Below are 22945 nucleotides of genomic sequence, written 5' to 3' on the forward strand. Positions count from 1 at the left end.
GAGGAAATAAGGGAGGAATTCAAATGTATTTACACGGCACAAGCCGAATCAATGGGCAAGGACACTTAGAAATTGGAGGGTGCGATACGACGCAGCTAGCAAAACAATACGGAACACCACTTTATGTGTACGATGAAGAGTCTATTCGTAGGAAATGTCGTGCGTTTCATCGTGCTTTTAAAGAAAGTGGTTTCTCTTATCAAGTAGCATATGCTAGCAAGGCGTTCTTGTGCATGGAGATGTGCCGAGTAGCTCGTGAAGAAAATATGTCTTTAGATGTTGTTTCTGGAGGAGAATTATATACTGCGCTTCAAGCAGGATTTCCGGCATCGCGCATTCATTTTCACGGAAATAATAAAACAGAAGAAGAAATGATTATGGCTCTTCAGGCGAATATTGGTTGTTTTGTAGTAGATAATTTCTTAGAATTAGAAATTTTGCATGACTTAGCAGTGCAACATGGAAAATTTGTGAACATACTAATCCGTGTAACGCCAGGAGTAGAGGCACATACACACGAATATATAACAACAGGTCAAGAGGATTCGAAATTTGGATTTGGTGTTTCAAATGGTCAAGCGATGCAAGCAATTGAGCTTGCTTTGCAAAAATCAAATTATAATGTGCTAGGAATTCACTCGCACATCGGATCACAAATATTTGAAACGGCTGGATTTGTTCGAGCAATTGAAGTTCTTCGCCAATTTTTAGAAGAAGTGAGAGAGCAAACAAATTATGTAGTAAAAGTGTTGAATGTGGGCGGAGGATTCGGAATACGCTACACAGATTCGGATACGCCATTAACACTTGAGACATATGTGCGAGCTGTAACAAGTGCAGTGAGAGAACAATTTACAGTATGTAACTATCCATTGCCAGAAATATGGGTTGAACCAGGACGTAGTATTGTAGGTGATGCTGGAACGACACTTTATACAGTCGGAGCGGTGAAAGATATTCCTGGCATAAGAAAATATGTTTCAGTAGATGGTGGAATGACGGATAATTTAAGACCTGCCTTATATAACGCTCGTTATGAAGCAATGTTAGCGAATCGAGGGAATGATGCGAATGAGGAACTCGTTTCGGTTGCTGGGAAATGCTGTGAGAGTGGAGATATGCTGATTTGGGATATTCATCTACCGAAAGTCGCTTCTTCTGATTTACTAGCAATTTCTTGCACGGGGGCATATGGGTATTCAATGGCGAATAATTATAATCGTATTCGGAGACCAGCTGTCGTCTTTGCAAAAGGTGGGACATCACAAATTGTTGTAGAGCGTGAAACATATGAAAATATTATCGGGAACGATCGCATACGTATTAAAGAGCTGGTGTGAATGAGAAAGAAGGAGTTGTCTAGTAAAGGCAACTCCTTTTAAAAAAGAAAAATAATTAAATATATCGGAAAACTAGGATTGAAAAAAATCTGAATTGTGATAAAATACAAATACAAAGCTTATCAAGAGAAGCGGAGGGAACTGGCCCGACGAAGCTCGGCAACCTGCTTATAGAAAGCAAGGTGCTAAATCCAGCAAAATGGAATCCATTTTGAAAGATAAGGTAAAATATATTACCGAACAGTCTTTTCGAAATGGGAAAGATTTTTTTTATGAATAAAAGGGGGGCTGTTCGCGTGAGCGTACGGGAGCATTTTGATGAAGTGTCTGAGAAGATTCAAGCGATGCTTGCTGATATGAAATATGGTTCAATTACAATTGTTGTGCAAGATGGAAAAGTAATTCAATTAGAGAAAAGTGAAAAAGTACGTTTAAAGTAAAAAGCGCTGACTAGAAAAACTAGAGGCGGTTTTAATCTATTTTATTAGATTAAAACCGTCTTTTTGCTTTTACAGGGGGAAAAAACATGTTGACGTATGAAACGTGGGAAGAAAATAGCGTTTCATTTTCAGAAGAAGATGAAACGAAAGGCGCGTTATCAGTATTAAGTTGGGCTTATAAAGAATATAAAGGTGAAATCGTATACGCATGTAGCTTTGGAGTGGAGGGTATGGTGTTACTACATCTTATAAACCAAGTAAATCCATCTGCTAAAGTTGTATTTTTGGATACAAATGTTCATTTTCAAGAAACGTATGAATTAATTCAAAAGGTGAAGGAACGATTTCCTTCATTAAATATTATAGAAAAACAGCCAGAAATTACACTTGAAGAACAGGCGAAGCTTCATGGAGAAAAATTGTGGGAAAGTAATCCGAACCTTTGCTGTAAGATTAGAAAAATTTTACCGTTAGAAAAATCACTAGCACATGAAAAAGCTTGGATATCAGGATTAAGAAGGGAACAATCAGAAACTCGCAAACATACAAACTTTATAAATCAAGATCATCGTTTTCAATCTATTAAAATTTGTCCGCTCATTCATTGGACTTGGAAAGAAGTTTGGCGATATGTATACAAACACAGTTTGCCATATAATCCACTGCATGATGTTGGGTATCCAAGTATTGGGTGTGAGAAGTGTACGTTACCTGTAGATGGTGGCGATTCAAGAGATGGTAGATGGGCTGGCAAAGTGAAAACAGAATGTGGTCTTCATTATCAATAAGATAAATTGAAAAATAAAGCTAAGAGAGGATATAGAAAATGAGTACAAGAAACGAATTAGTAAACCGTATAGATGAGACATACGACGTATCACAAATTGAAAAAGAAATTAAATTAGACAAAATTGCGTTAAGTGATTTAGAGCTGTTAGCGACAGGTGGATATAGCCCACTTACAGGGTTTTTAGGAAAGAATGATTATGATTCGGTCGTAGAAACCCTTCGTTTAGCAAATGGGAGCATATGGAGTATACCAATTACATTGCCGATAACAGAAGATGTAGCAGAGAGGCTGGAAGTTGGAGAGGAAGTAAAGCTTGTTAACGATGGAAATATATATGGTGTCATTCAAATCGAAGATATTTTTGTACCGGATAAAGAAAAAGAAGCGTTACTCGTATACAAAACGACGGATGAGGCTCATCCAGGAGTGAAAAAATTATATGAGCGACCGAACGTTTACGTTGGAGGGGCTATTACTCTTATAAAGCGCCTTGAAAATAATCAATTTCCGTCTTATCACTTAGATCCAATTGAAACGAGGGAAGAATTTAAAAAACGTGGCTGGAAAACAGTAGTGGGATTCCAAACAAGAAACCCAGTGCATCGAGCTCATGAATACATTCAAAAGTCGGCTCTTGAAATTGTAGATGGTCTCTTTTTAAATCCGCTCGTTGGCGAAACGAAATCAGATGATATTCCAGCTGATGTAAGGATGGAAAGTTATGAAGTATTACTGCAAAATTATTATCCGGCAAATCGCGTTTTTTTAGGGGTATTTCCCGCAGCAATGCGCTATGCCGGGCCACGTGAAGCGATATTTCATGCGCTAGTAAGAAAAAATTTCGGTTGTACACATTTTATTGTAGGACGTGATCATGCTGGGGTAGGAGACTATTACGGAACGTATGAAGCACAAGACATCTTTACGAATTTTACAGTAGAAGAGTTAGGGATTACACCGCTATTCTTTGAACATAGTTTTTACTGCACGAAATGTGAAGCTATGGCTTCAACGAAAACATGTCCGCACGGAAAAGAGGATCATGTCATTTTATCGGGTACGAAAGTAAGAGAGATGTTAAGAAATGGTGAGATTCCGCCAAGTACATTTAGTCGTAAAGAAGTAGTAGATGTGTTAATTAAAGGGTTAATAAAAGAAGTAGTAACAGAATAGGGAGAGAATGAGATGGATACGAATATTACTTGGCATACAGCTTCTATTTCAAAAGATGAGAGAAGAGTGAAGAATGGGCATCATAGTTTTGTAGTTTGGTTTACTGGTTTATCGGCTTCAGGTAAATCTACCGTAGCGAATGTGGTCGCTCGGAAACTATTTGAAAAGAATATCGGAAACTATGTATTAGATGGGGATAACATTCGCCACGGTTTAAATAAAGACTTAGGTTTTTCAGAAAGTGATCGCATGGAAAATATAAGGCGTATTGGCGAAGTGTCGAAGCTATTTGTAGATCAAGGAACTGTTGTCCTTACGGCGTTCATTTCGCCATTTCGAGTAGATCGAAAACAAGTTAGAGATCTATTAGCTGCAGATGAATTTATAGAAGTGTTTGTGAAATGTCCAATTGAAGAGTGTGAAAAACGTGATCCAAAAGGGCTATACAAAAAAGCAAGGCAAGGTGATATTAAAGAATTTACTGGTGTTGATTCACCGTATGAAGAGCCGAAACAAGCAGAATTAATTGTAGAAACGCACAAGTATTCTATTGAAGAATGTGCAGAACAAATCGTGAAGTACCTACAAGAGCGTAGTTTTATATAGGGGGATTTAAAAATGAGTTATGAAAAAGTATGGGCTAACAATGAAAAATTAAATCAGACTGAGAAAAATAAATTACAAAAAGATGGATTAGAAATTTTTAATGATATTCCTTACTATGCGGAGAATGGATTTGAATCTATTCCGAAAGAGGAGTGGGATTCCTTTAAGTGGGCGGGATTGTATTTACAACGTCCGAAAGAAGCTGGATATTTTATGATGCGTGTTAATATTCCTTCTGGGATTATTACAAATGCACAGGCAGAAGTTCTTGCTTCTATCGCTGAGGACTATGGACGTGATGTAATCGATATTACGACAAGGCAGGCGATTCAGTTTCATTGGTTAGAAATTGGGCAAATTCCAGATATTTTTAAAAGATTAGCGAGGGTTGGATTATCTTCAGCAGGGGCGTGTGGTGATATTACACGTAATATTACAGGGAATCCGCTTGCTGGAATTGATGCAAATGAACTGTTTGATACAACGCATATTGTGAAAGAGGTATATGACTACTTTCAACATAATGAAGAGTTTTCTAACTTACCACGTAAATTTAAAATGTCCATTAGTTCTAACATTTACAATTCTGCAAATGCAGAGATTAACTGTGTTGCATTTACACCTGCTACGAAAGAAATAGATGGTGAGAAAAAAGTTGGTTTTCATATAAAAGTAGGCGGAGGCTTATCAGCTCGTCCGTACTTAGCGGAAGAATTAGATGTATTCGTTTTACCAGAAGAAGTGAAGGCAGTATCGATTGCAATTGCTACTATATTCCGTGATTTTGGATATCGTGAAAAACGCCACTTAGCACGTTTGAAATTTCTTGTTGCTGACTGGGGCGCTGAGAAATTTAAAGAGAAACTACTAGAGTATACAGGACCTTTACAAAGTAAAGGAGAAAGTGCACTCAAAGGATGGAATGCAGGATACTTTTATGGCGTCCAAGATCAAAAACAAGAAGGATTAAAATATGTAGGTTTTAATGTACCGGTAGGGCGTTTACATGCAGAAGAAATGTTTGAGATTGCTAGAATTGCAAAGCAATATGGAAACGGGCAAATTCGTACTTGTAACTCACAAAACTTCATTATTCCGAATGTTCCGCCAGAAAACGTAGCAGGGTTAATTAGTGAACCGTTGTTTGAAGCGATATCTGCAAGTCCGAAATCATTTATTGGTCATGCGGTTTCATGTACTGGTATTGAATATTGTAATCTTGCACTAGTAGAAACGAAAGAAAGATTACGAAAGATTGCAGAATACTTAGATACACAAATTGCACTCGATGTTCCAGTTCGAATTCATATGGTAGGGTGCCCGAATTCATGTGGTCAACGTCAAATTGCTGACATTGGATTACAAGGGGTGAAGATGAAAACGAAGGAAAAAGGAATTGTTGAGGCTTTTGAAATATATGTAGGTGGCACATTACTGGATGGAGGAGCGTACAATCAAAAGTTGAAAGGGAAAATAGATGGTGAAGATTTACCAGATGTGCTCGCATCATTTATAAACTATTTCAAAGAGAATAAGTTACCAGCTGAAACGTTTTTTGATTTTGTTGAACGTATCGGTGTAGATACACTGCAAATAGTGTTGAATAACGTGTTAGATGAAGTTATAGCGTCTTAGGAGGGATAGTATGGATTTATATCGATTTGAAGCGGCATTAGCAAATACTATTGTTCCAATTGTTGTCGTTGCTCAAAGTGAAGAACAGGCGTTTAAGCTTGCGGAGATTGAGCTCGAAAAACATTTTTTACCGTTGCCAGAAGTAAAAGAGATTTCCTTGTTTGAAAAAAAGAAGATTCGAAAAGGTGCGGCCTTTGTTATTCATGAGTAAGGAACATTGAAATATGAAGTAATGTAAACTTCCATTCATACTATAAGGATGGAAGTTTCACTTTAATAGTAGAAATGAGGCGAGATGATGGGAAAAGTATATATCGTTGGAGCGGGTCCTGGTGATCCAGAGTTAATCACTGTTAAAGGATTGAAATGTATTGAGAAAGCGGATGTTATTTTATACGACCGTCTCGTGAATAAAGAGTTGCTCTCGTACGCAAAGCCTGAAGCGGATTTAATTTATTGCGGGAAGCTCCCGAATTATCACACGATGAAGCAAGATACGATTAACACATTTCTTGTTAAATATGCGAAAAAAGGAAAAGTTGTAACAAGGCTTAAGGGCGGAGATCCATTTGTATTTGGAAGAGGTGGAGAAGAAGCTGAAGCGCTAGCAAAGCAAGGTGTACCATTTGAAATCGTCCCAGGTATTTCGGCTGGAATAGCTGCACCTGCTTATGCTGGAATTCCAGTAACGCACCGTGAGGCAAGTGCGAGTTTTGCTATTGTGACAGGGCATAGGAAAGAAGATGCTGAAGAGGAAGTGAAGTGGGAGAATTTAGCGAAAGGTGTAGAGACTTTAGCTATATATATGGGGGTTAGTAATTTACCCTACATAAGTGAACAACTTATGAAGCATGGAAAAGATAAAAGTACACCCGCTGCTATTATTGAGCGAGGAACGACGTCTATGCAACGCACAGTTGTCGGGACATTAGGGACAATTGTAGATGTTGCGAAAAGAGAACAAATTCAAAATCCGAGCATGATTGTAATTGGAGAAGTTGTCCGTTTTAGAGAAAAAATCCATTGGTTTGAGAAACAAACGGAAAATGCCTATCCAGTAAGCGGAGTGCTGTAAAATGAAGGCTGTTTTATATATATGTCACGGAAGTCGTTTGAGGGCAGCGAAAGAAGAAGCAATCCAATTTATTACGTCATGTATGAGCCGTATAGGGGCAACGATTCAAGAAATTTGTTTTTTAGAGCTAGCGAGTCCTTCTATTGAAGAAGGATTTCGTACATGTGTGAAGCGTGGTGCGACAGAGGTTATCGCTATTCCTGTTTTTTTATTAGCGGCAGGACATGTAAAGAAAGATATTCCGCTTGAATTACAAAAGTTAAATGAGCAATATCCGAATGTCAAGGTAGTGTACGGTAACCCATTTGGTGTATCAGAAGTACTTGTAAAGGCTGTATATAATGGAAGTGACATTAAAGATTATGAAGAGGATGTTACACTTTTGCTTGTTGCAAGAGGGAGTAGTGACCCGGAAACTTTACGAGACATAAAGTGGATTTCTTCTTTATTTCAAAGAGAAAAGAAAATTAAAAAAGTGGAAGTTTGTTATTTAGCGGCAGCGGAGCCGAAGTTTGAGGTAAAGTTAAAAGAAGTTGTAGAACGAAAAGAAGAGAATATAGTTGTGTTACCTTACTTATTATTTACAGGCTTACTCATGAAACATGTTGAGAAAGAAGTGCGTCAATATGAGTCGGAAGAGATAAAAATAAGTCCATATTTAGGAAAGAATGCAGCGTTTCGAGAGATGTTAATTCAGAAAACAGAGGGAATATTGAAGGGAGATCAATATGTATCCACTTACAGTGCGAGTTGATAAGAAACGTGTTGTTGTCATTGGTGGAGGAAAAGTAGCAGGGTTTAAAATTATTCTTTTACTAAAACAAGGTGCGGATATAGTTGTGGTAAGTACAGAATTAGATGCGAATTTAGTGAAACTTGTAGAAGAAAAGCAAATTCGTTGGTATCAAAGAGAGTATGAAAAAAGTGATATCAAAGATGCTTTTTTAGTAGTTGCAGCGACTAGCGATTCGGTACTAAATGAACAAATTGCTGAAGATGCCTCGGTAAATCAATTGGTAAATGTTATTACGAATCCGGAAAGTGGAAATGTTCATTTTCCGGCGGCAATTCATCGTGGACTACTTAATGTAGCTGTTTCTACTGGAGGAGCAAGTCCGAAGCTTGCGAAAAAAATTCGTGATGATATCGCAAATAAATATGACGAGACGTATGAATCGTATCTTGATTTTTTATATGAAGTAAGAATGAAAGTGAAAGAATTACAACTAGAGAAACGGCAGAAAAATATAGCATTACAAGAAGTGTTAAAATCGATATATGTTCAAGATGAACTAAAAAGAGAACTCTTTTTACAGGAATTAGAGAAAAAAGTTCATATAGGATAGTAAGTAAATTGTACTTTACAAGTATAAAAATATAATTTATAATCACAAGTAACTTCAATAGATGAAATCGATGAGCAAGAAGAGTACGTATATTTGAGGCGTTCAGAGAGCTGGGGTAAGGTGTGAGCCCGGTACGATAAAATATACAGAATGGGCTTGCGAGAGGTATGCTGAACAGAATAGTAGGCAACCCGGGTTCCGCCGTTAAAAGGATAGAGTATCGGATTTTTCCTGTACTTGAACAAGTGGGATTTATTGATCCAATTGAGGTGGTACCACGGTATTTATATTACATATATCGTCCTCTACATGCATATTTGCGTGTAGGGGACTTTTTTATTTTCTAAAGGAGGTGTGCGAGTATGAAATGAAAGTGTATAATTAGTAAAAGTTTAAATATTCAGAAAAGGAGAAATTATAATGAAAGAAACACAGCAATGGACGTCGAAAATAGGCTTTGTACTCGCAGCAGCGGGAGCCGCAGTAGGTCTTGGGGCAATATGGAAGTTTCCATATGTTGCAGGTAATGGCGGGGGAGGCGCATTCTTCCTTGTATTCTTACTATTAACTGTATTTATTGGTATGCCTCTTCTTATAGCTGAATTTGTTATCGGACGTAGTACCCAAAAAGAGGCGGTTACAGCTTATAAAGTATTAGTACCAAATAGCAAGTTATATCCTTGGATTGGTCGTATGGGGGTTGTTACTTGTTTTAGTGTACTATCTTTTTATAGTGTTGTAGGTGGATGGATTTTACTTTATTTATACTATAGTGTCACAGGTAGTTTCTGGAACGGAGTAGTCGATTATGGACAATTGTTTGCTGAAACAATTTCAAATCCAGTAAATGCGATTGGAGCGCAATTCATCTTTATGCTTTGTACCATTTTTGTTGTTAGTAAAGGTGTGGAAAAAGGAATAGAAAAAGCAAGTAAGTATATGATGCCGCTATTATTCATTTTATTTATTGCTATCATTATTCGTGCTTTAACACTTGATGGTGCTATGGCTGGGGTAGAGTTCTTCTTAAAACCAGATTTTTCAAAGCTTACAGCAGATACGATTTTATATGCGATGGGACAATCCTTCTTCTCACTAACGGTAGGTGCCTCGGTAATGGTAACGTATAGTTCGTATTTAAAGAAAGAAGAGCATTTAGCGAAATCAGCAACATCTATTGTAAGTTTAACTGTGTTTATTACAGTACTTGCAGGATTAGCGATTTTCCCAGCGATTTTCGCATTAGGAGTTAAACCGACAGAAGGACCAGGGCTACTGTTTATCATTCTTCCTGCTGTCTTTGCGAAAATTCCATTTGGACAATTTTTCTTCATTATGTTTTTAGTGTTATTTTTCTTTGCGACTTTAACATCTGCGATTTCAATGCTTGAAATTGTAGTAGCATCTGTTGCGAAAGATAATGAGAAGAAGCGTCCGTCAGCTTCGTTATTAATTGGTATTCTTATTTTTGCAGTTGGAATTCCATCAGCGTTATCGTTTGGAATTATGAGTGATGTGAAAATATTTGGTAAGACATTCTTTGATTTCGTCGATTTTTCGGTAAGTAATGTATTAATGCCGTTAGGAGTACTAGCTATTTCGCTATTTGTACCAAATAAAATGAGTAAAGAGCTATTAATGAAAGAATTAGAAGTTACGGAAACGAAAGGGAAAACATTATTTAACATTTGGTTCTTCTTACTTCGTTATGTTATTCCGATAACTGTAATTATCGTATTTTTAAATGCGATAGGCGTATTTAAAATGTTTGCATAATAAAAAGACGGAGAAATCTCCGTCTTTTTATTATGTTGTAGAAGTATTTAATAAGCGATTATATGCTTTATAAGCTGTGACAACTGCGATAAATGATCCAATTAAAAATAACGCTGAGCCACCGAATGTGAATAACCGGCCGATGTATGTTTCTCTAGCTTCTTCTATTTCTTCTTGTAATTGTGTATTCATATTTATCACCCCGCAAAATATAGGCATTTAGTTATAGTTTATGTAAAATGCCTACAAAGTGTGAAATGGCAGTAAAAAACTCGGTATGCACCGAGTTTTTTTATAATCCAATATAAGGAGATGGATCGACAGCGTTTGTCTTACCGACATTCCATTCACCAAGGTGAAGCTCGAAGTGTAAATGTTGTCCATAAGACTGACCAGTATTCCCCATAAATCCAAGTTGATCGCCTTGTTTTACAGTTTGTCCATTCGATACAGAACGGCTATTCATATGAGCATATACTGTCGTATATGTTTTTCCATTTATACGGTGTGATAAATACACAACGTTTCCGTAACTAGATGATAATTCTGAGCGAATAACAACGCCATCTGCAGCGGCGATAATGGGAACCGTTCCTGACGCAGCAATATCGATTCCTTTATGGTTATCTAAAGAACGTGTACCAAATCCTGAAGTTTTCGATCCGGCTGCTGGTTTAATAAATCCACCTATATTCGTATCGTGTGGTGTTGGAGCAGCTTGAGCAGGTGTAGCAGCTTGTTTGCGTGCTTCTTCTGCCTTACGAGCTGCTTCAGCTTTCCGAGCATCTTCTGCACGTTTTTCTTCTTCAATTGCTTTTTGAACAGCTTGACGCTGATTTTCTAAAATACCTTTTGACTCTTCTAATCCTTCAATCTCTGAATCTACTTTTGCTACTTTTGTATGTAGATCGCTAATAAAAGTTTGTTGCTGCTGTTGGTTATTTTGTAATTCTTGCTGTTTTTGTACTAATTTTTGCTCAGATTCTTTCAGTTGTTGCTCTTTTTTCTCAACAGCTTCTTTTTCTGTCGTTACAGCATCTTGATCAGTTGTTTGTTTTTTCACAATATCTGTATCGTTGTTTAATATTAAACTTACGGAGTACATATTATCAACAAGATCAGCAATGTTTGTAGAAGTTGTTAATACCTCTGTAATCATATTTGTACGAGGTTTTTCTTGCATAGATTGTAACCGTTGTTTAATAATTTCCTGACGCGTATCTATGTTTGTTTGTAATTGCTCTATATGTTTCTTTTTGTCAGCAATTACTTGTTGTGTTTTGGTAATTTCTTTTTTGGTATCATTTAATTCAGCTTCGTTTTTATTAATAGAAGTAGTTAATTCGTCGATTTTCTTTTGTAATTCTTGAATTTCTTTTTCTATTTGTTCTTTCTCAGCTGATTTATTTTGTAAGTCATTTTGTTTGCCATCTAATTCTGATTGTATATTAGATAATTTATCTTGATTTGTTTCAGCGTATACAGGTGAAAGTAATGGAGAAACAAAAATCGTTCCTGCTGCTAAAACACTAAATGCTGCAAATCTCTTTTTCATTGTTGTCTGGCTCCTTTCCCTATGAATGTTATATATCATAAGAAGAAGGGTGTCTATCGTTGTAATCATAATGTAAAGAAAATTTTATAAAATTGCTAAGTTTTGTCGGAATTTAGTATTTTTTCGTATTGTTCGTCATAAAATTAAAATGCTTGAATGTATAAAAAAGGTGTAGATTTCTATTTGTTTTTTTAGAAAAACATGGAAAATGATGGAGTTTTTGGAGGGGGAAACATCACTTTAAAAACCTATAAATCACTAGTGAGGAATCGATCTCATGTGAGGTTTTCTGACATGAGGTTTGTTTTTGTCAAGAAAATTATTTGCGTTCGGGCAAAGTTATTTTGTTGTCAGATTTTAATTTTTGATTTATGATTTTTAACAGGGACAAAATGTAGTGAATTGTCGAATAATATGTAATACTCTTAATTTCTTAGTTTTATAGATATAGATAGAATGAGAGATAGATAGAGTGACACATCGAGGGGGGTTACAACAAGTATGAAAAGAATAGGACTTGCATGGCAAATTTTAATAGGACTTGTGCTTGGTATTGCAGTTGGTGCGATTTTCTTTGACAATCCAGCAGTTGCGAAGTACTTACAACCAATTGGTGATATTTTCATCCGATTAATTAAAATGATCGTTGTACCGATTGTTGTAGCAAGTATTGTTGTTGGGGTTGCTGGTGTTGGTGATATTAAAAAGTTAGGTCGATTAGGCGGAAAAACAATTCTTTACTTCGAGATTATTACAACGATTGCGATTGTTGTTGGTCTATTGGTAGCGAATATTTTCCAGCCAGGAACCGGCGTCGATATGGATAAATTAACAAAAACGGATATTTCTAAATATGCAGAAACAACAGAGCAAGTACAAAGTCATTCGTTTGCGGATACATTTGTAAATATTGTTCCTACGAACATTATGAAATCATTAGCTGAAGGTGATATGCTTGCTATTATCTTCTTCTCTGTACTATTTGGTTTAGGTGTAGCAGCGATTGGTGAGCGTGGTAAACCAGTTCTGCAATTTTTCCAAGGTGTAGCAGACGCCATGTTTTACGTTACGAACCAAGTTATGAAATTTGCACCATTTGGTGTATTCGCATTAATTGGTGTTACAGTTTCTACATTTGGCCTTTCTTCATTAATTCCATTAGGGAAATTACTCATTGTAGTATACGGAGCAATGATCTTCTTCGTTGTGGTCGTGTTAGGACTTACAGCGAAAATATTTGGAATTAACATTTTCCAATTCTTTAAGATTTTAAAAGACGAGCTGATCTTAGCGTATTCTACAGCAAGTTCAGAAACAGTTTTACCGAAAATCATGGAGAAAATGGAAAAATTCGGTTGCCCGAAAGCAATTACATCTTTCGTTATTCCGACAGGTTATTCATTTAACTTAGATGGATCAACTTTATATCAAGCAATTGCAGCAATTTTCTTAGCGCAAATGTACGGTATTGATTTGTCCATTACGGAACAGATTACATTATTACTTGTATTAATGGTTACATCAAAAGGTATCGCGGGTGTACCGGGCGTATCATTCGTTGTACTATTAGCGACACTTGGTACAGTAGGTATCCCAGCTGAAGGTTTAGCATTCATCGCTGGTATTGACCGTATTTTAGATATGGCTCGTACAGCGGTTAACGTTGTAGGTAACTCTTTAGCAGCTGTAGTTATGTCTAAGTGGGAAGGTCAATATGACGCTGAAAAAGGACAAGCTTATTTAAAAGAGATATCTGAAAAGGGTCAAGCGGCTTAATTATAATATGAACAAGCTCTCACATAATATGTGGGGGCTTTTCTATATATAGAAGAGGAGCGGACGTAATGAAACGTAAATATGGTGACGGTTCTTCGTGGAAGCGACTAATAGAGAAGAATTATATAGTCAAGCAAGTTGAAGCAGGTATGTTAGGGGTATTGGATATAAAAAAAGTGAGAGAGCCTAGTTATAAAGAATACAATGGTAAAGAACTTTGTATTGCAGATGATGGGTATACATGGATGCAATATTTTATAACGGGGAAGAACTTTGCGATAACAGCTATGCTAGATGATAGAAAAAAATTAGTGCAATATTATATTGACGTAACGAAACAATATGAAATAGACGAACGAGGTTTACCTTATTTTGATGATTTATATTTAGATGTAGTAGTGTTACCAAACGGTGAAATATATATATTGGATGAAGATGAGTTAGAGGATGCATATAAGATGGGTGATGTTACAAAGGAAGAATATGAATTAGCTTGGCATACAACAAAATGGATAATAGCGGCAATAAAAAAGAGAGAATTTTATTGGATTTCAATTTTAGAGAAAGAAATTGAAAAGTTGAAATGATTGCTGTATTCGTGTTTTTGTATAATTACCAAAAAAATCTATACAAAAAATAATTGACTTTTTTTTTGTAAGCAAGTAAAGTTAGGGAAGAAATTATTATTAAAAAATAAATACGAAACCTTCTTATAAAGAGAGGCGGAGGGACTGGCCCTACGATGCCTCGGCAGCGGACTCGATTTCAGAGTGCTGTGCCAAATCCAGCAAGCATGTGCTTGAAAGATGAGAAGAGTGTTTCTTATAGATGTATAAGACCTCTTCTCGTTGGAAGAGGTCTTTTGTTATTCATTAGAAAAAAGGTTGAAACTAGGGAGAGATGGTACTTTGAAAGAAACGAGAGGAAATGGTTTAGCTTTATTACCGCTTGGAATATTTTTGGCACTATTTATTGGTTCTGGAATTATTACAGGTGATTTCTATAAATTGCCGATACTTGTAGCGATTTCAATTGCTGTAGGAATCGCTTTAGCGATGAATCGTAAAGAAAGCTTTAATGTGAAAGTAGAACGATTTGCTAAAGGGGCAGGAAACCCTGATATTATGATTATGGTTCTGATTTTTGTACTCGCAGGGGCGTTCTCTGAAACAGCAAAAGGGATGGGCGGAGTCGATTCAACTGTTAACTTAGCGTTATCTATTTTGCCGCAAGGATTTATCGTTGCTGGGATTTTTATTATCGGGGCGTTTATTTCATTAGCGATGGGAACTTCAATGGGAACAATTGCGGCGTTAGCACCGATTGCTGTAGGTATTAGTGGGCAAACTGATATCTCAATTGCATTAACAATGGCGACGGTTGTTGGCGGAGCGATGTTTGGTGATAATCTATCGTTTATTTCTGACACAACAATTGCAGCGGTTCGTTCACAAGGAACGGAAATGAAAGATAAATTTAAAACGAACTTTTTAATTGTATTACCAGCGGCTATTATTACAATTGTACTATTAGTAATACTTACTATAGGAAGTGACACAGAAATTAAAGCCCATACATTCGATTGGATAAAGATTTTACCGTATGCAGGAGTACTTATTACAGCACTGCTTGGTTGGAATGTACTCATTGTATTAACTGGTGGAACTGTATTATCTGGTGTAATCGGTCTTATAGATGGAAGTTATACGTTAGAGAGTTTCTTTAAAAGTGTAACGACTGGAATGGGCGGTATGATGGAGTTGGTGCTACTTGCTATTTTAATTGGTGGTATGGTTGAATTGATCCAATATAATGGCGGTATTCAATATTTAATGAATCTTTTAACGCGTAATATTCGTTCGAAAAAGGGAGCGGAGTTTGGTATTGCCGGATTAGTGAGCATGACGAATATGTGTACAGCAAACAATACAATTTCGATCATTTTTACAGGTCCACTTGCGAAAAATATTGCGGATCAATATGAAATTGATCCCCGTAAATCAGCGAGTGTATTAGATCTTTTCTCATGTTGTGTGCAAGGGTTAATCCCGTATGGTGCTCAAATGTTAACTGCGGCAGGATTTGCAGCGTTATCTCCGATTGAATTGTTGCCATATGCATTTTATCCAATTTTAGTTGGAGTATGTGGAATCATTTCTATATTAATTGGTTTCCCGAGGTTTTCTAAAGTAGGAGAAAAGAAAGAGTATCATAAAATAGCATAATTAAATTGAATTTTATTAGTAGTAACAGAAGCCAAGCCGTACAGAGAACATTCTCTGTACGGCTTTTTATGTGCGATAAAAGAGTAAATCACCTGTGTTTTTACAAAAGGCTGAATTCAACTCAGTCTTAAGTCTGAGGCGAAAACGGTTCTTAAGCTCGTTATGGAAAAATGAAAAAATAGTTAAGATAAGAGTATCAAATCGAAGGGAGGCGAGCACAAGATGAAACAATTTCTAGCGTTTATCGCGGCCGGTATTTTGGCTTTAATTGCTCTTGGTAGTCTTGCTGGTATTGTAGGATTCGCAATTGGAGCAGGAGTTGTGTACTGGAGCTATAAATCATTTGTGCGAGCTAAATCATTCTTTGGAAAGTTAGCTTGGGGTATTGTTGGTTTAATCGGTTTGTCCATTGCACTTTCTCATTCCCCAGCATTAATCGGTATCGCAGCACTAGTAGTTTTATACTACGGATACCGTGAGTGGAAAAAAGAAAAAAATGTAGTTGTTGATTCTGCTCCAGAAAGTTCTAAACCATATAGCAACTTTGAAGATGAGTGGAACAAGTTAATGAAAAACTAATATAAAATAAATCAAATTATAAAGTAGAAGAGAGGAAGATTATAATGAAACAATCTTTATTCGGACGTGTACGCGATGCAATTTTAGCTGATTTTCATAATGTGTTAGATGAGAAAGAAAGAAAAAATCCAATTGCTATGTTAAACCAATATTTACGCGATAGTGAGCGTGAAATAACAAAAATTGAGAAGTTAATTCAGCGTCATAAAACATTAAAATCTAACTTCGCTCGTGAGCTTGAGCAAGCACGTTATTTCGTTAATAAAAGATCAAAGCAAGCTATCATCGCACAAGAAGCAGGCGAACTACAATTGCATGAACGTGCATTAGAAGAAGTAGCGTATTATGAAGGGCAAGTAACTCGCTTAGAAGAAATGTATGCTGGTGTTGTAGAGCAAATTGATGAGTTAGAGCGTCGTCTTTCAGAAATGAAAAATAAATTAAAAGAAATGAACGCAAAGCGTATGGAATTAATGGCACGTGAAAATATGGCGCATGCAAACCGTCGTATGAATACTGCTATGCATAAAATGGATGAAAATAATCCGTTCTTACGATTCGAAGAAATTGAAGATCATATTCGTGATTTAGAGCTTCGTATAAATGAAGAGCATGAGCGTGATACATTTGATATGAAAATTGCAAAACTAGAGCGTGAGATGAAAGAGAAAAATGAAGTATCGTTAACGAAAGAGTTAACAAAATAATTGTAGTATATAATAAAACAGGCGTATGATATAGTGATAGAAGAAAAGGTGTTGGAAAGCAATGCCTTTTCTTCTATGTATATGTAATTAGAAGGGGGGAGCTGAAATGAAGAAGCAATTTTCAAAAACACAATTAATGGGGATGCTCCTCATCATATTTGGATTCGGTCTTTTTCTTGATATGGTACTTGGACATTTTGAACCAGGTGGTCTAATTTTTGCATTTATTATGATTATGTTTGGTAGGCATTATCGGAAGAAGAATCGTTATGTAAGGGGAAATGTATTTTTATTTGTTGGTGGTATAGTATTTTTATTCTTCTTATTTTCATCAGCAGCCTTTGTACTCGTAGTATTTGCTTGTCTAGCTTTAATTGGTTATCAACTTATTCAGCAAGGGCATCAGCAAAAAACGATGAAAGTTGAAATTAAAGAAAAAGGATATATAGATGAAGAGAAGCAAATATATCGTACAGAACCATATTTAAAAAATATGTTTGTAGGTAATGTCCGGATGATGGATCATATTTATGAACTTGAGGATATAAATGTTCAATATGGTACTTGTGATGTTGAAATTGATTTAACGAATGCGATGATTCCAGAAGGAGAAACCGTAATTGTTATCCGAGGTGTTGTTGGTAATATTCGGTTATATGTTCCGTATGATTTGGAACTGTCTTTAAATCACTCTGTTATTGTTGGGCGGGTGCTTCTGCCAGGACACGAAGAAACAGGATTTAACCGTAATGTTACGTTTAGAACAGAACAGTATAAAGAAGCTCCTCGCCGTATAAAAATTATTTCTTCGCTTGTCGTAGGCGATACGGAAGTGAGGAAAGTATAATGAAAAAACAAAAGAATATTTCCTGGATGTATATTCGTTATTCCATGTTGTCCTCTGTGAGTATCGCACTTATTTGTATAATTGTATATGTATGGAAAAGCGAGCAACAAGTTTATGATTTATTATGGAAAGAATCCATTGCTTCTGTTCCAATTGGCTTGTTTATTATGAGTACTAGTCTTCTTATCGGAGGAATTGTAGGGTATGCAATCGGTTATTATATAGAGCAGCGTATACAAGGGTTAAATACGTTTCTATTTGAAGTAGAGCGAGGAAATTTTCCAAGTGATGTTTCGTTTACTGCGGATGATGAATTTCATGAAGTGGAACGAAAAGTAATCAGCCTTGCTCGTCGATTAGAGGAGCAAGCTGGGCTATTTCAAAAAGTAACGAATGAACGAGCTCATTGGAATGAAGAGATGAGACAAGAAGCGATTTCTCAAGAAAGGCATCGATTAGCAAGGGAACTGCATGATTCAGTAAGTCAGCAGCTTTTTGCAATGTCGATGATGATGTCAGCTATTAATGAACAAGTAGCTGAAATTCCAGACACGACGAAAAAACAGTTACAGCTTGTTGAGAATATGGTTGTAAATGCACAATCAGAAATGAGAGCACTACTTCTTCATTTACGTCCTGTACAATTGGAAGGTAAAAAACTGACAGAAGGTATAGAAGAATTATTAACGGAACTATCGAGAAAACAACATATGAAAATTGAATGGCTAATTGAGCCAATTGAATTAAAAAAAGGTGTAGAAGATCATTTATTCCGTATTGTACAAGAAGCGCTATCAAATACGTTACGACATGCGAAGGCAAAGAAAACGGAAGTGCGTCTTCGTAAAATTGATCAATATGCGATTTTAAAAATTATAGATGATGGCGTTGGATTTGAAGTAGGAGTTAATAAGGCGGGTTCATATGGCTTACGATCCATGCAAGAGCGTGTTCATGAGATTGGTGGGACACTAAAAGTGCTTAGTTTTCCAAATAAAGGAACGCAAATTGAAGTGAAAGTACCGACTATGATTGAGAGAGGGGGAGAAGTATGATCAAAGTATTACTTGTTGATGATCATGAAATGGTTCGCATGGGTGTATCGGCGTATTTATCGACACAGCCAGATATTGAAGTAGTGGGAGAAGCTGAAAATGGAAGAAAAGGTTCAGAATTAGCACTGCAATTAAGACCGGATATTATTTTAATGGACCTTGTTATGGATGAAATGGATGGGGTTGAAGCAACGAGGGCTATTATTCAAGAGTGGCCAGAAGCAAAAGTTGTTGTTGTAACGAGTTTTTTAGATGATGAAACCTTGTATCCTGTTATTGAAGCTGGAGCGACAAGTTATTTATTAAAAACATCAAGAGCAAGTGATATTGCGGACGCTGTGCGAGCTACGTATGATGGCGAGACAGTATTAGAGCCTAAAGTTACTGGTAAAATGATGTCTCGTATGCGCCAAAAGAAGGAACAACCTTTGCATGAAGAGTTAACAGAAAGAGAGTATGAAATTTTGTTATTAATTGCAGAGGGGAAAAGCAATCAAGAAGTTGCAGATGAACTATTTATCGCTCTTAAAACAGTGAAAACACATGTAAGTAATATATTAAATAAGTTAAATGTGAGTGATCGAACGCAGGCAGTCATTTATGCCTTTAGACATCAATTGACGAAATGATAAAGGGCTTTGGCTATTACTATTGCCAAAGCTTTTTATTGACGATTAATAATGTAAGCGATATCACCTAGGTGTTAACAGTACATACAATATTTGGAATGGATAAATCGAAAAAATTAGGGGATTACGTGAACGCATTACAAGCGCTTTGTGAGCAATATAATGTTGAAACAGATCGAATTGCTATTGTTGAAGCGACAGAAGAATACTATTTATTTTTAGTAAAGCAAGAAGAGTGCTATGATGTCGTCAAAGTAGAAACAGTAGATACAAATATTGATTATTATACGAAAGCGTATAAAATAAGCAGTTTTAATCATAGTGCTTATCAAATGTAAAAAAACTCCCAAAAGGGAGTTTTTTATGATACTTTTTCTTCATGAGAGTCAGTTATTAGTGGGACTTTTTTTGCACCGCTTAGCTTAGCTATAGTAAAGCCGATAAGAGCTCCGGCTAATGCTGGCACTAGCCAGCCGATTCCTTCATTATACAATGGAATAAATTCAAAATAAGACGTGATGAATGAAACAGGAATGTTTCCTTGCTTTAACCCGTCAAATACGCTCACAGCTGCTGCTCCAATTAAAGCACCTACATAAACAGAGCGATATCCGCCGAAATATTTATGAAGTAGCGATAGTAGCACGAGTACAATGGCTATTGGATATACAACAAGTAAAATAGGAAGAGAGATTGCAATAAGTTTTGTTAAACCTAAGTTGGCAACTAGTAGTCCTAAAAAGCAAATGATACTTGCAAACGTTTTGTATGAAAATTTTGTCAATAATGTTGAGAAATATTGACTGCATGCAGATACAAGTCCAACGCATGTCGTTAAGCAAGCGAGTGTAACGATAAGTGATAGTAGAAGTAGACCATATGGACCGAGTAATTGCTGTACGATAACAGTAAGCAGCTGTCCACCATTTGTTGCGTATCCGAGAGAGACGCTAGTCGCACCGAGCCAGCCAAGTGCACCATATACAAGTACGAGTCCAGTAGCGGCAATTAGCCCTGCTTTTGCTGTTGCGATGGCAATGGATTTGCGATCATTCACACCTTTAGAACGAATAGCATTTACAACGATAATGCCAAATGCAAGTGCTGAAATGGTATCCATCGTTAAGTATCCTTCCATAAAACCTTTGAAGAGTGGAGAAGTTTGATACTCTTGCATTGCTGGTCCTGATTGCCCGAGTGGTGTAAATACACTTTTAACAAATAATAAGAAAATAGAGAGTAATAAAATAGGTGTTAATATATTTCCGATACGGTCGACGAGCTTAGAAGGATTTAAACTAAGCCAAAATACGATAGCAAAGAAGATGACTGTGTATAAAAATAGCGCTAGGCTGCTAGAACGAATCGTTTCAGGCAAGAAAGAACTAATTCCCATTTCATAAGCGACGTTAGCGACGCGCGGAATGCCCATAGATGGACCGATTGCAATGTATACAACTACAGTAAAGAAGATTCCGAATAATGGGTGAACATGACTTGCAAGTTGTTGCATGCCATTCCCTGATAAAGAAATAGCAATAACAGTTAATAATGGTAAGCCGACTCCTGTTAGTAAAAATCCAATCATTGCCGGCCAAAAGTTTTCACCTGCATTTTGTCCAAGCATGGGAGGGAAAATTAAATTACCTGCCCCAAAAAATAAAGAAAATAGCATAAGACCTGTGGAAAAAATATGTTTTTTTGATACAGTGTTCATTGTTTTTTCCTCCTTTTTTAAATTCATTTGTAAGAACACAAAAAACTCGCCCCTAAAGAAAGGGACGAGTTATATTTACCCGCGATACCACCCTAATTTATACATGTAGAAATAAATCTATATGTATACGGCTTTGCAACGTACAACATGATACGTGGTCCTTGTAACGGAGGCCGGCCGGTAAGAACTTACTATAACATTCGGTTCTACTTCTCGGAGATGATTTTCGGTTACGCGCTGAACGTTGGCTTTCAGTAAATCGCCAACTCTCTGGGGAACAGTTCTATAACGTACTCGTTCTCGTCAATGAATTTTATTAAAGTATTCTGACAATATTTTTGCATGATTCCTTTAGAAAGTCAATATGTTTTTTGAATAGAACGATTGAATATTGAAATATAGTCGATAATATAAACCTTTTGAGGGGAATAGATTTTTAATATTGTTTTGTGAAAATTGTGGAGAAAATTGATAATTATAGGAGTGAAGAAGGTATTGATTGAATTTATAGAGAATAATACAACAATCCACTTGCTGGAAAGAACAAACCAAAAGAGGTGACTGAAATGCTTGCGATGGGAGTATTATTTGGCATTATTGCTATAATTGGTTTTATGTGGTTATATTATTCGCGTTCGTTTAAACAAGCAGAAGTTTTACTCTTTCAAAAAGGTAGTTTGTTGACAAATCAGTCTAGATATTTAGTATGTCCGAAGTGTGGAAGTGCACAGGCCAGAAGTGGAGGATATCAAGAGTGTTGCAAAACTAGATTATGAAAGAAGGGAGCCTCACATTATTTTGTGAGGCTTCCTTCCTTACAATTTCATAGCACTCCAAATTGTCCAACGATCTCTTTCGATAATAGGAGAGGTGTTTTGTAATGCTGTTTGAATATGCTGGAGAAGTTGAGAAAGTTCATGATCTGTTAACTCGTATAGAATGGATCTTCCGGTTCGAGGAGATAAGTCTTGTAGCAAGGCTTCTACAGAATCATGTATTTTCCGTACTTCCCATTGTGTTTGAGTAGGGAACACGTGAAGGGAATGGTCTTGTAATTCTTGCTGTATAGTAGCAGTTTTTGGTCTTCTTTTTGATTCGGTTTCAATAAGTTTTGGAAATGACGAGAAAAAATATCCACGAATGTGTTCAGGACTTCCTGGAATTGTACAATCTTCAATGGTTCGATCTTGTAAAATAAGTACACCGTTTTTCTTTAATATGCGAGAAGCTTCACGTAGAAATGTAGGAATGTCTTGTAAATGATGAATAACTGCGCGCGAAATAACAAGGTCAAATGTTTCATTAGGATATGGGATATTATGCGCATCACCGTGAATGAATGAAATATTTGGAAAGCCGTTACAATTTTCTTTTGCAGCTTGTAATATTTCTTTTGAAAAATCAAGCCCAATAACACTTTTGGCACCCATAAAAGCAAGTTCTTTCGTATAAATTCCCCCGCCACAGTCTATATCAATTACTTGCTTGTTTTGTATATCTACAATGTTGTTTATCATTTTGTTCCATGAAATATGTGCATTACGAGTTGCATACGTATACTTATTATTTGCATCATGAAAATTAATAGACATTGTAAAATCCTCCCTTCAGTGAATAGTATAGCGTATTATTTATCATGCAACGTTTTTGTTTTCTGTATGAGTATTATAAGAA

General features: G+C 36.4%; 25 protein-coding genes, 2 riboswitches and 2 other annotated features. Of the genes, 21 read left to right on the top strand and 4 right to left on the bottom strand.

Annotation, left to right across the window (positions count from 1 at the left end; translation table 11 throughout):
* Positions 1-23: 23 nt before the first annotated feature.
* The 11 genes from lysA (at position 24) to MR065_RS13565 (ending at position 10181) form a co-directional block, all read left to right on the top strand.
* Positions 24-1340, top strand: coding sequence for a diaminopimelate decarboxylase (gene lysA / locus MR065_RS13515; RefSeq protein ID WP_242214014.1), 1317 nt, complete (start codon positions 24-26; stop codon positions 1338-1340).
* 116 nt (positions 1341-1456) lie between these two features.
* Positions 1457-1565, top strand: a riboswitch (SAM riboswitch).
* Between the two features lie 71 nt (positions 1566-1636).
* On the top strand, positions 1637-1780 hold the full coding sequence (locus MR065_RS13520) for a YezD family protein (protein ID WP_000116159.1): 144 nt from the start codon (positions 1637-1639) through the stop codon (positions 1778-1780).
* 86 nt (positions 1781-1866) lie between these two features.
* A complete protein-coding gene (locus MR065_RS13525; RefSeq protein WP_242214015.1) occupies positions 1867-2568 on the top strand; it encodes a phosphoadenylyl-sulfate reductase in 702 nt (233 codons plus the stop codon).
* Positions 2569-2606: 38 nt separating this feature from the next.
* Positions 2607-3743, top strand: a complete 1137-nt coding sequence (gene sat, locus MR065_RS13530) for a sulfate adenylyltransferase (RefSeq protein WP_242214016.1) — start codon at positions 2607-2609, stop codon at positions 3741-3743.
* A 12-nt stretch (positions 3744-3755) separates the two neighbouring features.
* The gene (gene cysC, locus MR065_RS13535) at positions 3756-4349 is read left to right on the top strand and encodes an adenylyl-sulfate kinase (RefSeq protein WP_242214017.1); all 594 of its coding nucleotides are present in this window, start codon (positions 3756-3758) and stop codon (positions 4347-4349) included.
* Positions 4350-4361: 12 nt separating this feature from the next.
* On the top strand, positions 4362-5984 hold the full coding sequence (locus MR065_RS13540; protein ID WP_242214018.1) for a nitrite/sulfite reductase: 1623 nt from the start codon (positions 4362-4364) through the stop codon (positions 5982-5984).
* A 10-nt stretch (positions 5985-5994) separates the two neighbouring features.
* Positions 5995-6195, top strand: a complete 201-nt coding sequence (locus MR065_RS13545; RefSeq protein WP_097902378.1) for a DUF3906 family protein — start codon at positions 5995-5997, stop codon at positions 6193-6195.
* 87 nt (positions 6196-6282) lie between these two features.
* A complete protein-coding gene (gene cobA / locus MR065_RS13550) occupies positions 6283-7059 on the top strand; it encodes a uroporphyrinogen-III C-methyltransferase (protein WP_242214019.1) in 777 nt (258 codons plus the stop codon).
* A 1-nt stretch (position 7060) separates the two neighbouring features.
* On the top strand, positions 7061-7813 hold the full coding sequence (locus tag MR065_RS13555) for a sirohydrochlorin chelatase (protein ID WP_242214020.1): 753 nt from the start codon (positions 7061-7063) through the stop codon (positions 7811-7813).
* Positions 7788-8405, top strand: coding sequence for an NAD(P)-binding protein (locus tag MR065_RS13560; RefSeq protein ID WP_242214021.1), 618 nt, complete (start codon positions 7788-7790; stop codon positions 8403-8405). Before MR065_RS13555 ends, MR065_RS13560 begins: the two co-directional genes overlap by 26 nt.
* A 61-nt stretch (positions 8406-8466) precedes the next feature.
* Positions 8467-8714, top strand: a binding site (T-box leader).
* 111 nt (positions 8715-8825) lie between these two features.
* Positions 8826-10181: a sodium-dependent transporter gene (locus MR065_RS13565; RefSeq protein ID WP_242214022.1), complete on the top strand. Its 1356-nt coding sequence runs from the start codon at positions 8826-8828 to the stop codon at positions 10179-10181.
* 30 nt (positions 10182-10211) lie between these two features.
* Here MR065_RS13565 and MR065_RS13570 read toward each other — a convergent pair whose 3' ends face one another.
* Both MR065_RS13570 and MR065_RS13575 read right to left on the bottom strand, forming a co-directional pair.
* Entirely contained in the window at positions 10212-10373 is a 162-nt protein-coding gene (locus MR065_RS13570; RefSeq protein ID WP_002158647.1) for a hypothetical protein, read from the bottom strand.
* 100 nt (positions 10374-10473) lie between these two features.
* The gene (locus MR065_RS13575; RefSeq protein WP_242214023.1) at positions 10474-11736 is read right to left on the bottom strand and encodes a murein hydrolase activator EnvC family protein; all 1263 of its coding nucleotides are present in this window, start codon (positions 11734-11736) and stop codon (positions 10474-10476) included.
* A 501-nt stretch (positions 11737-12237) separates the two neighbouring features.
* On the opposite strand from MR065_RS13575, the gene gltP reads away from it, so the two are divergent.
* From gltP to MR065_RS13620, 9 genes are all read left to right on the top strand, one after another.
* On the top strand, positions 12238-13512 hold the full coding sequence (gene gltP, locus MR065_RS13580; protein ID WP_242214024.1) for a glutamate/aspartate:proton symporter GltP: 1275 nt from the start codon (positions 12238-12240) through the stop codon (positions 13510-13512).
* A 68-nt stretch (positions 13513-13580) separates the two neighbouring features.
* Positions 13581-14099 (top strand): ribonuclease FAU-1 family protein, encoded by a 519-nt coding sequence (locus tag MR065_RS13585; RefSeq protein WP_242214025.1) that lies wholly within the window; start codon positions 13581-13583, stop codon positions 14097-14099.
* 120 nt (positions 14100-14219) lie between these two features.
* Positions 14220-14325, top strand: a riboswitch (SAM riboswitch).
* Positions 14326-14420: 95 nt separating this feature from the next.
* Entirely contained in the window at positions 14421-15737 is a 1317-nt protein-coding gene (locus MR065_RS13590; protein WP_242214026.1) for a Na+/H+ antiporter NhaC family protein, read from the top strand.
* 222 nt (positions 15738-15959) lie between these two features.
* Complete coding sequence (locus MR065_RS13595; RefSeq protein ID WP_000808645.1) at positions 15960-16316, top strand: lmo0954 family membrane protein; 357 nt, start codon at positions 15960-15962, stop codon at positions 16314-16316.
* Positions 16317-16360: 44 nt separating this feature from the next.
* Complete coding sequence (locus MR065_RS13600) at positions 16361-17023, top strand: PspA/IM30 family protein (protein ID WP_000814142.1); 663 nt, start codon at positions 16361-16363, stop codon at positions 17021-17023.
* A gap of 106 nt (positions 17024-17129) precedes the next feature.
* Positions 17130-17870 carry a cell wall-active antibiotics response protein LiaF gene (gene liaF / locus MR065_RS13605; protein WP_242214027.1) on the top strand — a complete coding sequence of 247 codons (741 nt, stop codon included), beginning with the start codon at positions 17130-17132 and terminating at the stop codon, positions 17868-17870.
* Complete coding sequence (locus MR065_RS13610) at positions 17870-18925, top strand: sensor histidine kinase (protein ID WP_242214028.1); 1056 nt, start codon at positions 17870-17872, stop codon at positions 18923-18925. Before liaF ends, MR065_RS13610 begins: the two co-directional genes overlap by 1 nt.
* On the top strand, positions 18922-19554 hold the full coding sequence (locus tag MR065_RS13615; RefSeq protein WP_242214029.1) for a response regulator: 633 nt from the start codon (positions 18922-18924) through the stop codon (positions 19552-19554). The genes MR065_RS13610 and MR065_RS13615 overlap by 4 nt, the downstream gene beginning before the upstream one ends.
* Positions 19555-19652: 98 nt before the next feature.
* A complete protein-coding gene (locus tag MR065_RS13620; protein WP_242214068.1) occupies positions 19653-19892 on the top strand; it encodes a DUF3992 domain-containing protein in 240 nt (79 codons plus the stop codon).
* 23 nt (positions 19893-19915) lie between these two features.
* On the opposite strand, the gene brnQ3 is transcribed toward MR065_RS13620, so the two are convergent.
* Complete coding sequence (gene brnQ3, locus MR065_RS13625) at positions 19916-21271, bottom strand: branched-chain amino acid transport system II carrier protein BrnQ3 (RefSeq protein WP_396022371.1); 1356 nt, start codon at positions 21269-21271, stop codon at positions 19916-19918.
* A gap of 57 nt (positions 21272-21328) precedes the next feature.
* Positions 21329-21587: a binding site (T-box leader), on the bottom strand.
* A 250-nt stretch (positions 21588-21837) separates the two neighbouring features.
* Here brnQ3 and MR065_RS13630 point away from each other — a divergent pair.
* The gene (locus tag MR065_RS13630) at positions 21838-22047 is read left to right on the top strand and encodes a hypothetical protein (protein WP_000880631.1); all 210 of its coding nucleotides are present in this window, start codon (positions 21838-21840) and stop codon (positions 22045-22047) included.
* Positions 22048-22086: 39 nt separating this feature from the next.
* Here MR065_RS13630 and MR065_RS13635 read toward each other — a convergent pair whose 3' ends face one another.
* Complete coding sequence (locus MR065_RS13635) at positions 22087-22863, bottom strand: class I SAM-dependent methyltransferase (RefSeq protein ID WP_242214030.1); 777 nt, start codon at positions 22861-22863, stop codon at positions 22087-22089.
* Positions 22864-22945: the final 82 nt, after the last annotated feature.

It is taken from the genome of Bacillus cereus group sp. BfR-BA-01383 (genome assembly GCF_022663495.1).
GTDB lineage: Bacteria > Bacillota > Bacilli > Bacillales > Bacillaceae_G > Bacillus_A > Bacillus_A cereus_AU.

Bases quoted from the DNA above. Each gene is read 5' to 3' on its own strand.
- liaF (WP_242214027.1), top strand. From the start codon at position 17,130: ATGAAGAAGCAATTTTCAAAAACACAATTAATGGGGATGCTCCTCATC.
- MR065_RS13545 (WP_097902378.1), top strand. From the start codon at position 5,995: ATGGATTTATATCGATTTGAAGCGGCATTAGCAAATACTATTGTTCCA.
- sat (WP_242214016.1), top strand. From the start codon at position 2,607: ATGAGTACAAGAAACGAATTAGTAAACCGTATAGATGAGACATACGAC.
- MR065_RS13615 (WP_242214029.1), top strand. From the start codon at position 18,922: ATGATCAAAGTATTACTTGTTGATGATCATGAAATGGTTCGCATGGGT.
- MR065_RS13585 (WP_242214025.1), top strand. From the start codon at position 13,581: ATGAAACGTAAATATGGTGACGGTTCTTCGTGGAAGCGACTAATAGAG.
- cobA (WP_242214019.1), top strand. From the start codon at position 6,283: ATGGGAAAAGTATATATCGTTGGAGCGGGTCCTGGTGATCCAGAGTTA.
- MR065_RS13570 (WP_002158647.1), bottom strand. From the start codon at position 10,373: ATGAATACACAATTACAAGAAGAAATAGAAGAAGCTAGAGAAACATAC.
- MR065_RS13525 (WP_242214015.1), top strand. From the start codon at position 1,867: ATGTTGACGTATGAAACGTGGGAAGAAAATAGCGTTTCATTTTCAGAA.
- cysC (WP_242214017.1), top strand. From the start codon at position 3,756: ATGGATACGAATATTACTTGGCATACAGCTTCTATTTCAAAAGATGAG.
- MR065_RS13620 (WP_242214068.1), top strand. From the start codon at position 19,653: ATGGATAAATCGAAAAAATTAGGGGATTACGTGAACGCATTACAAGCG.
- brnQ3 (WP_396022371.1), bottom strand. From the start codon at position 21,271: ATGAACACTGTATCAAAAAAACATATTTTTTCCACAGGTCTTATGCTA.
- MR065_RS13595 (WP_000808645.1), top strand. From the start codon at position 15,960: ATGAAACAATTTCTAGCGTTTATCGCGGCCGGTATTTTGGCTTTAATT.
- MR065_RS13565 (WP_242214022.1), top strand. From the start codon at position 8,826: ATGAAAGAAACACAGCAATGGACGTCGAAAATAGGCTTTGTACTCGCA.
- MR065_RS13555 (WP_242214020.1), top strand. From the start codon at position 7,061: ATGAAGGCTGTTTTATATATATGTCACGGAAGTCGTTTGAGGGCAGCG.
- MR065_RS13540 (WP_242214018.1), top strand. From the start codon at position 4,362: ATGAGTTATGAAAAAGTATGGGCTAACAATGAAAAATTAAATCAGACT.
- MR065_RS13600 (WP_000814142.1), top strand. From the start codon at position 16,361: ATGAAACAATCTTTATTCGGACGTGTACGCGATGCAATTTTAGCTGAT.
- MR065_RS13560 (WP_242214021.1), top strand. From the start codon at position 7,788: ATGTATCCACTTACAGTGCGAGTTGATAAGAAACGTGTTGTTGTCATT.
- MR065_RS13575 (WP_242214023.1), bottom strand. From the start codon at position 11,736: ATGAAAAAGAGATTTGCAGCATTTAGTGTTTTAGCAGCAGGAACGATT.
- MR065_RS13610 (WP_242214028.1), top strand. From the start codon at position 17,870: ATGAAAAAACAAAAGAATATTTCCTGGATGTATATTCGTTATTCCATG.
- MR065_RS13630 (WP_000880631.1), top strand. From the start codon at position 21,838: ATGCTTGCGATGGGAGTATTATTTGGCATTATTGCTATAATTGGTTTT.
- gltP (WP_242214024.1), top strand. From the start codon at position 12,238: ATGAAAAGAATAGGACTTGCATGGCAAATTTTAATAGGACTTGTGCTT.
- lysA (WP_242214014.1), top strand. From the start codon at position 24: ATGTATTTACACGGCACAAGCCGAATCAATGGGCAAGGACACTTAGAA.
- MR065_RS13635 (WP_242214030.1), bottom strand. From the start codon at position 22,863: ATGTCTATTAATTTTCATGATGCAAATAATAAGTATACGTATGCAACT.